Origin of the sequence: Nocardioides sp. ChNu-153 (assembly GCF_030466625.1) — a bacterium.
GTDB lineage: Bacteria > Actinomycetota > Actinomycetes > Propionibacteriales > Nocardioidaceae > Nocardioides.
In genome coordinates this window covers 46,734-59,135 of sequence record NZ_JADEVT010000006.1, presented here as the reverse complement: position 1 = coordinate 59,135, position 12,402 = coordinate 46,734, and the positions used below count along the sequence as shown (strand labels likewise).

General features: G+C 73.1%; 12 protein-coding genes. 7 read left to right on the top strand and 5 right to left on the bottom strand.

Annotated elements, in window-relative coordinates; all coding sequences use genetic code 11:
* Window positions 1-55 precede the first annotated feature (55 nt).
* Window positions 56-961, top strand: coding sequence for a TIGR01777 family oxidoreductase (locus INN71_RS09870; protein WP_277498729.1), 906 nt, complete (start codon window positions 56-58; stop codon window positions 959-961).
* A gap of 21 nt (window positions 962-982) precedes the next feature.
* On the opposite strand, the gene INN71_RS09865 is transcribed toward INN71_RS09870, so the two are convergent.
* Window positions 983-1,531, bottom strand: coding sequence for a hypothetical protein (locus INN71_RS09865; RefSeq protein WP_301800147.1), 549 nt, complete (start codon window positions 1,529-1,531; stop codon window positions 983-985).
* A 177-nt stretch (window positions 1,532-1,708) separates the two neighbouring features.
* Between INN71_RS09865 and lipB the strand changes: the two genes are divergently transcribed.
* Complete coding sequence (gene lipB / locus INN71_RS09860) at window positions 1,709-2,458, top strand: lipoyl(octanoyl) transferase LipB (RefSeq protein ID WP_301800145.1); 750 nt, start codon at window positions 1,709-1,711, stop codon at window positions 2,456-2,458.
* Here the strand turns inward: lipB and INN71_RS09855 are convergent.
* Both INN71_RS09855 and INN71_RS09850 read right to left on the bottom strand, forming a co-directional pair.
* A complete protein-coding gene (locus tag INN71_RS09855; RefSeq protein WP_301800143.1) occupies window positions 2,439-3,296 on the bottom strand; it encodes a cytochrome c oxidase assembly protein in 858 nt (285 codons plus the stop codon). The genes lipB and INN71_RS09855 overlap by 20 nt on opposite strands.
* A complete protein-coding gene (locus tag INN71_RS09850; protein ID WP_277498723.1) occupies window positions 3,293-3,775 on the bottom strand; it encodes a DUF2243 domain-containing protein in 483 nt (160 codons plus the stop codon). The genes INN71_RS09855 and INN71_RS09850 overlap by 4 nt, the downstream gene beginning before the upstream one ends.
* Window positions 3,776-3,915: 140 nt before the next feature.
* On the opposite strand from INN71_RS09850, the gene lipA reads away from it, so the two are divergent.
* Together lipA and INN71_RS09840 are read left to right on the top strand one after the other, a co-directional pair.
* Window positions 3,916-4,887: a lipoyl synthase gene (lipA, locus tag INN71_RS09845; RefSeq protein ID WP_277498721.1), complete on the top strand. Its 972-nt coding sequence runs from the start codon at window positions 3,916-3,918 to the stop codon at window positions 4,885-4,887.
* Window positions 4,888-4,969: 82 nt separating this feature from the next.
* Window positions 4,970-5,671 carry a DUF4191 domain-containing protein gene (locus INN71_RS09840; protein WP_277498719.1) on the top strand — a complete coding sequence of 234 codons (702 nt, stop codon included), beginning with the start codon at window positions 4,970-4,972 and terminating at the stop codon, window positions 5,669-5,671.
* Window positions 5,672-5,774: 103 nt separating this feature from the next.
* Here the strand turns inward: INN71_RS09840 and INN71_RS09835 are convergent, their stop codons facing one another.
* Both INN71_RS09835 and INN71_RS09830 read right to left on the bottom strand, forming a co-directional pair.
* A complete protein-coding gene (locus tag INN71_RS09835; RefSeq protein ID WP_277498717.1) occupies window positions 5,775-6,698 on the bottom strand; it encodes a hypothetical protein in 924 nt (307 codons plus the stop codon).
* A 104-nt stretch (window positions 6,699-6,802) separates the two neighbouring features.
* On the bottom strand, window positions 6,803-7,216 hold the full coding sequence (locus tag INN71_RS09830; RefSeq protein ID WP_277498716.1) for an RDD family protein: 414 nt from the start codon (window positions 7,214-7,216) through the stop codon (window positions 6,803-6,805).
* 190 nt (window positions 7,217-7,406) lie between these two features.
* Between INN71_RS09830 and glnA the strand changes: the two genes are divergently transcribed.
* The 3 genes from glnA to INN71_RS09815 all read left to right on the top strand — a co-directional run bounded on the left by glnA (window position 7,407) and on the right by INN71_RS09815 (window position 12,398).
* Window positions 7,407-8,825, top strand: a complete 1,419-nt coding sequence (gene glnA / locus INN71_RS09825) for a type I glutamate--ammonia ligase (protein WP_277498715.1) — start codon at window positions 7,407-7,409, stop codon at window positions 8,823-8,825.
* A 399-nt stretch (window positions 8,826-9,224) separates the two neighbouring features.
* On the top strand, window positions 9,225-10,823 hold the full coding sequence (locus tag INN71_RS09820; RefSeq protein ID WP_277498714.1) for a GMC family oxidoreductase: 1,599 nt from the start codon (window positions 9,225-9,227) through the stop codon (window positions 10,821-10,823).
* Window positions 10,824-10,826: 3 nt separating this feature from the next.
* Window positions 10,827-12,398, top strand: coding sequence for an aldehyde dehydrogenase family protein (locus tag INN71_RS09815; protein ID WP_277498713.1), 1,572 nt, complete (start codon window positions 10,827-10,829; stop codon window positions 12,396-12,398).
* Window positions 12,399-12,402 lie beyond the last annotated feature (4 nt).

Sequence of the window (12,402 nt, the reverse complement as noted above, 5' to 3'; positions counted from 1 at the left end):
GCCCCGCCCTACTGTGGGCGGGGCCGTCCCCGTCCCGGCACCTCGGAGGTCCGTCATGCACGTCGTCGTCGCCGGCTCGTCCGGCTTCCTGGGCCAGGCCCTCGTCCGGGCGCTGCGGGGTCGCGGGCACGACGTGACCCGGCTGGTACGGCGCGACTCCACGTCCGCGGACACCTCGCGGTGGGACCCCTACGCGGGTGTGGTCGACGCCGGTCTCGTCGGCTCCGCCGATGCCGTGGTCAACCTGGCCGGCTCGCCCACCATGGGCAACCCGCACTCGGGGAAGTGGGCCACCGAGCTGCGCCGCAGCCGGGTCACCACGACCGCGCTGCTCGCCCGGACCATCGCGGCCGCCGACCGCCCGCCGGCCTTCCTCGCCGGCAACGGCATCTCCTACTACGGCGACCACCGCGACGCCGGCGACCCGGTGCTCACCGAGTCGGGTGACTCGCGCGGCGACGCCCTGCTCACCACCGTCACCCGCGAGTGGCAGGCCGCCACGACCCCCGCCGCCGAGGCCGGCGCCCGCGTCGCCGTGCTGCGCACCGCCCCCGTGCTCGACCGGGCCAGCGCGCCGCTGAACCTGCTGCTGCCGCTGTTCCGCCTGGGCGGCGCGGCCAAGCTCGGGGACGGTCGGCAGTACTTCCCGGTCATCTCGCTGCGCGACTGGGTCGACGGCGTCGTCTTCGTCGCCGAGCACGACGTCGCGGGACCCGTGAACCTCTGCTGCCCCGACGTGCCGACGAACGCCGAGTTCACCCGCGCGCTGGCCGACCTGGTGCGCCGGCCCGCCTTCCTCAAGGTGCCCTCGCCGCTGATCCGCGCCGGCGCGGGCCGGATGGCGCCGGAGGTGCTGGGCTCGGTGCGCGCCCGTCCGGCGGCGCTGCTCGACGCGGGCTACGTGTTCCACGACGAGGACGTCCGCGACGTCCTCGCCACGGCGCTCGCCCCCTCCGCCTGACCCCCACACGTCAGGGGGGCGTCACGTGGGCGCTGCGGCCGACCCGGCCAGCAGCCAGTCGTCGCCGTGGCGCTCGAACCGCAGCACGCGGCGCGCCTCGGCCCGCGCCGGCAGGTGCGCGACCACGACGTCGCCCCGGGCGACCGCCGCCCGCGGCATCCGGTCGCGCACGGCGACGAGGAGGGTGGCGGGGCGGGTCGCCGTACCGGCCGCCGCGGTGACCACGTCGACGTCCACGAGCTGGAAGCCCAGACCGACCACGCGCAGGCCGCGGGCGTCGTACGCCGCGAGCAGCGCGAGGTCCGCCGCCGCCAGCGTGTCGCCCCGCGGACCGGGCGCGAACAGCGACCGCAGTGCGTCGGCGTCGCCGTCGGCCAGGGCGGCCGAGCGGCGCTCGTCCCAGCCCCGCACGACGGCGACGGCGGCGGGCACGGGCGGCGCCGTCGGTGCGGAGGACCGGGTGGCGCCCGACGCCCCGGAGGGGCCCGTGACGTCGGCGACCACCCAGGCGACGAGCACCAGCGGCGCGAGCAGGGTCGCGACCGCCGCGACCAGCAGCGCGCGGGGCACCCCCGTGTCCCCGCCCACCGCCGGGGCACGGCGGTGCCGCGCCGCCCCCGCACGCGCCCGTCCCCCCGGCGCCGCGCCTGCCCGTCCCGTGACCACCCGACCACTGTGCCGCGGTCGGCGCGTGCGTGCTCGCGCCCGTCCACAGGCCCGGCGCGCGGCGGGCGTAGGCTCGACGCCATGGCTCTGGTGGTGCGCACGCACGGGCTCGGCCCGGGCGAGGTCGGGATCGACTACCGCGAGGCGTGGGCGTTGCAGCGTGCCGTGCACGAGGAGGTCGCCTCCGCCCCGGTCGGCGAGCCGGGCGACGGGCCCGCGGGCACCGTCCTCCTCCTCCAGCACCCGCCGGTCTTCACCTGCGGCAAGCGCACCGACCCCCACGAGCGTCCGCTCGACCCCGGCGGCGCGGAGGTCATCGACGTCGACCGGGGCGGCAAGATCACGTTCCACGGCCCGGGCCAGCTCGTCGGCTACCCCGTGGTCCGCCTGCCCGACCACGTGCTGGTCGTGGACTACGTGCGGCGCGTCGAGGAGGCCCTCATCGCCGTGTGCCGCGACCTCGGCGTGTCCACCGCGCGCGTGCCGGGCCGGAGCGGCGTGTGGCTGCAGGCGGACGACCGCGGCCCCGAGCGCAAGATCGCCGCCATCGGCATCCGGGTCTCCCGCGGGGTGACGATGCACGGCTTCGCCCTCAACTGCGACGTCGACCTCGACTGGTACTCCCGCTTCACCCCCTGCGGCATCACCGACGCCGGCGTCACCTCGCTCTCGGCCGAGCTGGGGCGCGACGTGCCGATCACCGAGGTGCTCCCCCTCGTCGAGCACCACCTGCGGCGGCTGCTGACCTGGGAGCCGTACGACGCGACCCCCGACTACGAGGCGCGCCCCGAGCCGCCGCGCATCACCCTCGTCACGCCCGGCGGCCGCTGAGCCCCCGCGTCGCCACCGCTCGGCCCGCGGAGGCGCGGCGGGCGGGCGCGGCGGCGTACCACTGCGCGAGCAGGAGCGCCGCGAGCGCGAGCTCGACGACGTCTCCGCCGTAGTACATGAGCAGCGCGCCCGAGCGGGCCTCCGCGACCTCGACGCCGGCCGGCGGGTGCGCCCACAGGTGCTTCGCCAGCACCGCGTGCCCGGCCGCCGCCAGCACGAGCACGACGAGGCGCACCCCCGTGCCGGGGCGGTGCGGCGCGGGGTCGACCCCCACCAGTGCCGCGGTCAGCAGGTAGCCCGCGACGAGGAAGTGCGCCAGCAGCAGGTGGTGCACCACCGGGTCGTGCAGCATCACGCCCGCCAGCGGCGTCGCGTAGAGCACCCACAGCGAGCCGACGTTGAGCACCGCCGCCGCGACCGGGTGGCCGAGGCCCCGCACCACCCGGCCGCCCAGCACACGGGTGAGCCGCCGGGCAGCACCTACGGGCAGCACCCGCAGCGCCAACGTCACCGGCGCCGCCGCGACGAGCAGCAGGGGCGCGACCATCCCCACCAGCAGGTGGGCCGCCATGTGGCCCGTGAAGCCGGCGTGCGACCAGGCCGCGAGCGGGCCGACCAGCGCCGCCGCGACGCACCCGAGACCGAGCGCGGCCAGCCCGACCCGGTACGCCGGCCACCCCCGCCCGCCGCGCCGGCGTACGACGCACGCGGCCCCGACGTACGCGGCGCCGGCAGCGAGCAGCAGCACGAGCCCCGTCCCGGCGAGCAGCGGGCCGAGGAGGTCGCCCGCTCCCCCGTCACCGTGACCCCCGTGCCCGCCGTGGTCCACCACGATCACGCCTCGGAGCGGCGACGGCGTGCCACGCGCACCGTGAGTACGAGGCCCACCGCGAGGGCCAGCAGGCCCGCGCCGATCCAGGCCGCGTCGTACGGCAGCAGGTCGACCCCGTAGCGCACCTGGTGCAGCCGCAGCACCTTGTGGTCGACCACGCCGTCCCAGAGCTGGAAGGCGCCGAGACCCGTCACGAACCCGGCTGCGGCGACCGCGCGGACAGCGAGTCCGCGCCGGCGCGCGTCGGCCAGGAGGAAGCCGCCGGCCACGAGCGCGACGAGCTCGGCCGCGTGCAGCAGGCCGTCGGAGAGCAGCCCGATCCGCAGCGAGGCGGCGTCGTAGAAGTGGTGCCAGCCGAGCATCTGGTGGAAGACGATCTCGTCGAGCGCGGCCATCACGGCGGCGCCGAGCAGGAAGGTGGACCAGTACGTCGGGTCGCGCCCGACCGCGGGTCGTGCGACGTCGTACGGCGCGTCCGTGACCACGGCTCCCCCTCCCGGTCGACGCTGCTCCCGGGGCGCCTGTACCCCGGGCCGGACGGTGCACCCCCGTGCCCTCCGCGGGTGCGTCACCGGCGCCGGGACGCGCCCGGGGAGGGCGGGGTGAGCAGGCGTAGAGTGAAGGGGTGACCCAGACGCCAGCCGCCGACGGACGCAAGCTCCTCCGCCTCGAGGTGCGCAACTCGGAGACCCCGATCGAGCGCAAGCCGGAGTGGATCAAGACCCGGGCGAAGATGGGCCCGGAGTACAAGGCGCTGCAGCACCTCGTGAAGTCCGAGGGCCTGCACACCGTGTGCCAGGAAGCGGGTTGTCCCAACATCTTCGAGTGCTGGGAGGACCGCGAGGCCACGTTCCTCATCGGCGGCGACCAGTGCACCCGCCGCTGCGACTTCTGCCAGATCGACACCGGCAAGCCGCAGGCGCTCGACCGCGACGAGCCGCGCCGCGTCGCGGAGTCCGTGCAGTCGATGCAGCTGCGCTACGCGACCATCACCGGTGTCGCCCGCGACGACCTGCCCGACGGCGGCGCGTGGCTGTACGCCGAGACCGTGCGCGCCATCCACGAGCTCAACCCCGGCACGGGCGTCGAGAACCTCATCCCCGACTTCAACGGCGAGCCCGACCTGCTGGCCGAGGTCTTCGAGTCCCGCCCCGAGGTGCTCGCGCACAACGTCGAGACGGTGCCGCGCATCTTCAAGCGCATCCGTCCCGCGTTCCGCTACGAGCGCTCCCTCGACGTGCTCACCCAGGCCCGCGCGTTCGGCCTGGTCACAAAGTCCAATCTCATCCTCGGCATGGGCGAGACCCGCGAGGAGGTCAGCCAGGCGCTGCGCGACCTGCACGAGGCCGGCTGCGACCTCATCACCATCACGCAGTACCTGCGGCCCTCGCTGCGCCACCACCCCGTGGAGCGCTGGGTCAAGCCCGAGGAGTTCGTCGAGCTGCAGGCCGAGGCGATGGAGATCGGCTTCGCCGGTGCCCTGTCCGGGCCGCTGGTCCGCTCGTCGTACCGCGCCGGTCGCCTGTACCGTCAGGCCGTCGAGGCCCGCGGGGGCGAGGTCACGATCGACGTCGGCGCCGCGCCGGCCGCCGTCTGACCCCCCGCACCGCAGCCCCACCGCAGCCCCGCCCCGACCCGGACCACCTCCGGCCGAACGAGACGAAGAAGGCACCACCGAGATGTCGACCAAGATGCCGGCCCCGCCGAAGAAGAAGCGCCGGGCGCAGATCGCCGAGACCTACCGGATGGCCAAGAAGGGCGATCCGAAGCTCGGTCTGATCCTGCTCGGCGTCTTCGTCGTCGCGGCGGCCGTCGGCTTCGCGCTCTTCTGGTTCCTGCCGGGTCCCGACCTGGTCTTCGCGATCCCCGGGGCGCTGCTCTTCGGCTCGCTCGCGACCCTCATCGTCTTCGGCCGCCGCGCCCAGCACTCGATGTACACCCAGATCGAGGACCAGAAGGGTGCCGCGGCCGCCGCGCTGCAGATGCTGCGCCGCGGCTGGGTCTCGGCCCCCGTCATCGCGTTCAACAAGCAGCAGGACGTCGTGCACCGCGCCGTCGGCCGCCAGGGCATCGTGCTCATCGGCGAGGGCAACCCCAACCGGCTCCGCCCGCTGATGACGTCGGAGCGCCGCAAGCACGAGCGCGTCGCCGCCGGTGCCCCGATCACCGAGGTGATCGTCGGTCGCGGTGAGGGCCAGGTGCCCCTGCCGAAGCTCGTGAAGCACCTGCAGAAGCTGCCGAAGGCGATCCGCCCCGCGGAGATGACCGACGTGGTGAACCGCCTCAAGGCCTTCGACGCGACCCGCTCCGCGGTGCCGCTGCCGAAGGGCCCGGTGCCGACGAACATGAAGGGCATGCGCCAGAACATGCGCGGTCGCTGACCCGCGCTCCCCCACACGAGAGAGGGCCCCGACCGGAGCGATCCGGCCGGGGCCCTCTGTGCGTGGTGCCGGGGTTCGGGTGCCCCAGCAAGTACGGCGGGACTCAGCCGTTCGAGCCGCTCGAGCCGCCCGAGCTGTCGGGGATGCCGCCGCCGAACAGGTCGGCGCCATCCGTCACCGTGCTCGGGTCCGGGGCCTCGACGTCGACCTCGACACCGAAGTTCGAGTAGGTGATCGACTGCGTCAACCCGGGCTGCGCGCCGATCGACGGGATCGTCTGGTCGTAGCGCACGACGTTGCCGTCCTCGTCGAAGCCGACCACGTACGTGAACTCCTCGGGCAGGTCGGACCCGCCCGCCGCGGCGAGGTCGCCCAGGCCGAGGGCCTCGAGCGAGGCGACGGCGTCGATGGTGACCTCGTAGGTGTCGACCGTCGAGCCGTCGACCTCCTCCTCGCCCTGGCTCACGACGCCGGTGGCGGCGGTCTCGAACAGCTCCTGCGCCGACTCGCCGTCGTACGCCGCCTTGAAGGACTGGCCGAGCGGGTTGCCCGCGGCACCGAGGTCGAGCGAGACGTACTGGCTGCCGGTGGCGTCGGCGGGGATGTACATGACGTTGTCCACCAGGATCATGGTGCCGCTCATGCCGGGGGCGAACTCGCCCTCCAGCTCCATCTCCGGGCTCTCGGCGTCGAACGCGACGACGCCCTCGAGGGAGCTGGTCGTGCTGCCGGTGGTGGTCTCCATGGTCACCGCGGCCGTGTCCATCTGGTCGATGGCGTCGCCGTACGCGGCGGCGAACTCCTCGACCGCGACCTCCTCGCCCTCGGCGACGCCGAAGCGCGAGTCGTCGACGGCGTCGCCGGAGTCACCCGAGTCGTCGGAGTCGCCGGAGTCGCCGGACTGGCTGCTGTCGGTGCCGTTGTCGGCGTTGTCGGAGTCGTCGGAGCCGCAGGCGGCCAGGCCGCTGACGGCGAGGACGCTCAGGGACGTGGCGGCGACGGCGCGTCGTACGTTGAGGCGCGACATGGGTTCCTCTCGGGTGGGTGCAGGTACGGCCGGCACGGAGCCGACCGGACGTCACCCTCCCCGGGTGCCGTGCGGCTAAAACGGTTCGACGCGCGCGGTTCTCGTCAGCGTCGCGGCGCGAGCGGTACGACGGCCGACCCGACCGCCAGGTCGTGCAGCCCGCGCCCGTCGGGCCGGAAGACCAGCGGCGGGATCACGAGGGCGATGAGCACGGCGCGCGCCAGCGACCGGAAGGGGTCCAGGGTGCCGGGGCGTCCGTCGTACCGGACCACGCGGAGGCGGGTCGCGAGCTGGCCGAAGGAGCCGCCGGCGAGGCAGACGAGGATGGTCGTCTCGGCAACGAAGAGCAGCAACGTCAGCACCGACGGCGGGATGCCGGTGGTGACGTCGCCCTCGGACGGGAAGTAGCGCGCGGGGCCGACGAACGCGATGACGACGAACATGCAGGTGAACCAGTCGACGATGAGGGCCCCCACACGGCGGGCCCACGAGGCGGTCTCCTGCTGGGTGTGCGGCACGGTCGGCAAGGCTATCGGAGCGGCCCGACAGGCCCCTCGGGCACCACACTGTTACACGCGTGAAACAATCGGGTGACCGTTGCGAAACCGCTCCTGCATACGTTGCAGAGCACTCGCCCGGCCCGCGGTTGCGCCGGGCGGATCACCCGTACGAGCGTGGCGCCCCGGTGCGTCCCGCCAAGGAGGACGAATGTTCGCCAACAGCGAAGAGCTGCTGAAGTACATCAAGGACGAGGGCGTCGAGATGATCGACGTCCGGTTCTGCGACCTGCCCGGCATCATGCAGCACTTCACGGTCCCCGTGTCGTCGTTCGACCAGTCGGTCTTCGACGACGGGCTCGGCTTCGACGGTTCGTCGATCCGTGGCTTCCAGGCCATCAACGAGTCGGACATGTCCCTGTTCCCGGACCCGTCCACGGCGTACATCGACCCGTTCCGCACCGCGAAGACGCTGGTCATCAACTTCTTCATCCACGACCCGATCACGGGCGAGCCCTACTCCCGCGACCCGCGCAACATCGCGAAGAAGGCGCTGGCGTACCTCGAGACGACGGGCATCGCGGACACCGCGTTCTTCGCCCCCGAGGCCGAGTTCTACATCTTCGACAACGTGCGCTACTCCACGGGTGTCAACGAGAGCTACTACCACATCGACTCCGTCGAGGGCTGGTGGAACTCGGGCAAGGAGGGCGACAACCTCGGCTACAAGACCCGCCTCAAGGGTGGCTACTTCCCCGTCGCGCCGTACGACCACTACACGGACCTGCGCGACGACATGGTGAAGAACCTGGAGGGCGTCGGCCTGCAGGTCGAGCGCGCGCACCACGAGGTCGGCACCGCGGGTCAGGCGGAGATCAACTACCGCTTCGACACGCTGCTCAAGGCCGCGGACGACGTGATGAAGTTCAAGTACATCATCAAGAACACCGCGTGGGCCCAGGGCAAGTCGGTCACCTTCATGCCGAAGCCGATCTTCGGTGACAACGGCTCGGGCATGCACGTGCACCAGTCGCTGTGGAAAGACGGCTCGCCGCTCTTCTACGACGAGTCCGGGTACGGCGGTCTCTCCGACCTCGCGCGCTGGTACATCGGCGGCATCCTGAAGCACGCCCCGTCGCTGCTCGCCTTCACGAACCCGACGGTGAACTCGTTCCACCGCCTGGTGCCGGGCTTCGAGGCGCCGATCTCGCTGGTCTACTCCTCGCGCAACCGCTCCGCCTCGGTCCGCATCCCGATCACGGGCAGCAACCCGAAGGCCAAGCGCATCGAGACGCGCTTCCCCGACCCGTCGGCGAACCCGTACCTCGCGTTCTCGGCCCTGATGCTCGCCGGCATCGACGGCATCAAGAACAAGATCGAGCCCGCCGCTCCGATCGACAAGGACATCTACGAGCTGCCGCCGGACGAGATGGCCGAGATCGACCAGGTGCCCACGTCGCTGGGTGCGGTGCTCGACGCCCTCGAGGCCGACAACGAGTACCTGAGCCAGGGCGGCGTCTTCACGCCCGACCTCATCGAGACCTGGGTCGACTACAAGCGCACCCACGAGATCGCCCCCGTGCAGCTGCGCCCGCACCCGCACGAGTTCGAGCTGTACTACGACATCTGAGTTCGCTCCGACGTCTGTCGCGACGCCCCCGGTCACCGCTGCGGTGACCGGGGGCGTGCGTCGTACCGGGCTGCTTCGGCTCCGGTGTCTCGAGGAGCGGGCACGTGCGGAGCCGACTCTCGACCGGATCCCGTACGCCGATCGACCGCGGGCGCCGCGCGGTGCGGCGCCGTTCCGGTCGAGCGTCAGCGGCGGCCTCTTGGCGTCGGCACGTGGTTCGTCGACACGGCGTGGGGCCGGGAGTCCCCACCGTCGAGCCCCCACCCACCGACGACGATAAGCGCGAACTCCGCGGACTTTCCGCTGCGCTCACCTAGTGCCCCACGTCACAAAGACCCCTAGTGTGCTCTCGGGCGCCGCCGACACCTGCGGTAGCGCCCACGAGCCGAGGAGGACGTCGTGCCGGACCGGGAAGTCTTCACCCACGTGGTGGTCGGAGCCGGCAGCGCCGGCGCCGCGCTCGCCGCCCGCCTGACCGAGGACCCGTCGGTCTCGGTCCTCCTGCTCGAGGCCGGCGGCCCCGCCGACGCGGACGAGATCAGCATCCCGGCGGCGTTCCCGAACCTCTTCAAGACGCGGTGGGACTGGAACTACCAGACCAGCGAGCAGAAGCAGCTGGAGGGGCGGCGTGCGTACTGGCCCCGCATGAAGGCCCTCGGCGGCTGCTCGTCGATGAACGCGATGATCTACATCCGCGGCAACCGCGCGGACTTCGACACCTGGCGCGACGCCTACGGGGCGACCGGGTGGGGGTACGACGACGTCCTGCCGTACTTCATCCGCTCGGAGGCCAACACGCGCCTCGGCGGGCCGTACCACGGGCAGGACGGCCCGCTGCACGTCGAGGATCGGCGTTACACCCACCCGCTGACCACCTCCTGGGTCGAGTCGGCCGTGGCCGCCGGGTTCAAGCCCACCGACGACTTCAACGGCGCCGAGCAGGAGGGCGCGGGGCTCTACCAGGTCACCTGCCGCAAGGGGCGGCGCTGGTCCACCGCGAAGGCGTACCTCGAGCCCGCCGCGAGCCGGCCCAACCTCACGATCCGCACCGGCGCGCTCGCCGAGCGGGTCGTCCTGGAGGGTGGCCGGGCCGTGGGCGTCGCCTACCAGCACGGCGCCGGCAGCCGCACGGCGTACGTCGAGGGCGAGGTCGTCCTCGCCGGCGGCGCCATCAACTCGCCCCAGCTGCTCCTGCTCTCCGGCATCGGTCCGGGCACGCACCTGACCGAGATCGGCGTGGATGTCGCCGTCGACCTGCCCGGCGTCGGCCAGAACCTGCACGACCACCCGGCCGTGCCGCTCGTCTTCCACACGCGCGACACCACCGACCTGCTCGACCACAACAACCTGGTGCAGTTCGCGCGCGCCAAGGCGACCGGCACCGGGCCGCTCACCTCGAACGTCGGCGAGGGCGGCGGCTTCTGGCGCACCCGCGACAGCCTGGCCGCGCCCGACCTGCAGGTCCACGTCGCGCCGACCGGCTTCTACGACAACGGGTTCCACGAGGCGACCGCCCGCAGCGTCACCGTCGCGCCGACGCTGGTCTCGGTCGAGAGCCGCGGCGCGCTGCGGCTGCGCTCCACCGACCCGCGCTGGCACCCGGAGATCGACCCGGGCTACTTCGACGACCAGGCCGACCTCGACGCGATGACCGCCGGCGTACGCCGGATGCTCGAGACCGTCGCGACCGGTCCGCTGGCAGAGCACGTGGCCGGGCCCGGGCTGCCGACGATGGAGTCCTGGGGCGACGACCCGACCGACGCGCAGATCGTCGAGCACCTGCGCAGCTACACCCAGACGCTCTACCACCCGGTCGGCACCTGCGCGATGGGCGGTGACGAGCGCTCGGTCGTCGACCCGCAGCTGCGGGTGCGCGGGGTCGACGGGCTGCGCGTCGCCGACGCCAGCGTGATGCCGATGGTGACCCGCGGCAACACCAACGCCGCTTCCATCATGATCGGCGAGCGTGCCGCCGACCTCCTGCGCGGAAAGGCCTGAACGATGACCACCACGACCACTCCCCCGAATCCGGCCGCCGCTGCGAGCGAGCGGCCGACGTTCGAGTCGATCAACCCCGCCACCGGCGACGTGGTGGGCGTCCACCCCGTCCACGACGAGGCCGACGTCCGTGCGGCCGTCGCGCGGGCCCGGGAGTCCGCCGGCTGGTGGGCCGACCTCGGCTTCGCCGGCCGCCGCGAGGTGCTCACCCAGTGGCGGGCCGTCCTCACGCGCCGGCTCGCGCAGCTGTGCGACGCCGTGCACCAGGAGACGGGCAAGCCGCACGGCGACGCCCAGCTCGAGTGCGCCCTCACGATCGACCACCTCGCCTGGGCCGGGTCGCACGCCGAGAAGGTCCTCGGTCGCAAGCGCGTCTCGCCCGGCCTGCTGCTCGCGAACCAGGCGGCGTCGGTGGAGTACCTCCCCCTGGGCGTCGTCGGCGTCATCGGCCCGTGGAACTACCCCGTCTTCACCCCGATGGGATCGATCGCCTACGCGCTGGCCGCGGGCAACACCGTCGTGTTCAAGCCCAGCGAGCTGACCCCCGGCGTCGGTCTGTGGCTCGCCGACAGCCTGCGCGAGGTCGTCCCCGACCACGACCTGCTGCAGGTCGTCACCGGCCTCGGCGAGACCGGGGCCGCGCTGTGCCGGGCCGGCGTCGACAAGGTCGCCTTCACCGGCTCGACCGCCACCGGCAAGCGCGTGATGGCGGCCTGCGCCGAGACGCTCACCCCCGTGGTGGTCGAGGCGGGCGGCAAGGACGCGCTGCTCGTCGACGAGGACGCCGACCTCGACGCCGCTGCGGACGCCGCCGCCTGGGGCGCCTTCGCCAACGCCGGCCAGACCTGCGCCGGCGTCGAGCGCATCTACGTCCACGAGCGGGTGCACGACCGGTTCGTCGCCCTGCTCGCCGAGCGCGCCCGGACCGTCCACGCCGGTGTCGACGTCGACGCCAAGATCGGCCCGATGACCATGCCCGGCCAGCTCGACGTCGTACGCCGCCACGTCGCCGACGCGCTCGCCCGCGGTGGGCGGGCAGTGGTCGGCGGATCCGACGCGGTGGGCGACCGGTTCGTGCAGCCGACCGTCCTCGTCGATGTGCCCGAGGACAGCGAGGCGGTCACCGAGGAGACGTTCGGGCCGACCGTCACCGTGCGCAAGGTGCGCGACATGGACGAGGCGGTCGAGCTGACCAACGCGGGGAAGTACGGGCTCGGCTCGGCGATCTTCACCGGCGGGAACGGGGAGGACCTGGCGCGGCGACTCCGCACGGGGATGACATCGATCAACTCGGTGATCTCGTTCGCCGGCGTCCCCTCCCTGCCGTTCGGCGGTGTCGGCGACTCCGGTTTCGGTCGCATCCACGGGCCGGACGGGCTGCGGGAGTTCACCTACGCCAAGTCGGTGACCCGCACGCGGTTCAAGGCGCCGATCAACCTCACGACCTTCGAGCGCACCGCCGAGCAGGAGACGACGGTGGCCACCCTGCTGCTCGCCCTCCACGGGCGGGCCACGCAGCTGCCGAAGCTGCCGCGCCGTCCGTTGGAGACGATCCGCGGGCGGCGACGCGACTGACGGG

Bases quoted from the DNA above. Each gene is read 5' to 3' on its own strand.
- INN71_RS09815 (WP_277498713.1), top strand. From the start codon at position 10,827: ATGACCACCACGACCACTCCCCCGAATCCGGCCGCCGCTGCGAGCGAG.
- glnA (WP_277498715.1), top strand. From the start codon at position 7,407: ATGTTCGCCAACAGCGAAGAGCTGCTGAAGTACATCAAGGACGAGGGC.
- lipB (WP_301800145.1), top strand. From the start codon at position 1,709: ATGGCTCTGGTGGTGCGCACGCACGGGCTCGGCCCGGGCGAGGTCGGG.
- INN71_RS09835 (WP_277498717.1), bottom strand. From the start codon at position 6,698: ATGTCGCGCCTCAACGTACGACGCGCCGTCGCCGCCACGTCCCTGAGC.
- INN71_RS09840 (WP_277498719.1), top strand. From the start codon at position 4,970: ATGTCGACCAAGATGCCGGCCCCGCCGAAGAAGAAGCGCCGGGCGCAG.
- INN71_RS09870 (WP_277498729.1), top strand. From the start codon at position 56: ATGCACGTCGTCGTCGCCGGCTCGTCCGGCTTCCTGGGCCAGGCCCTC.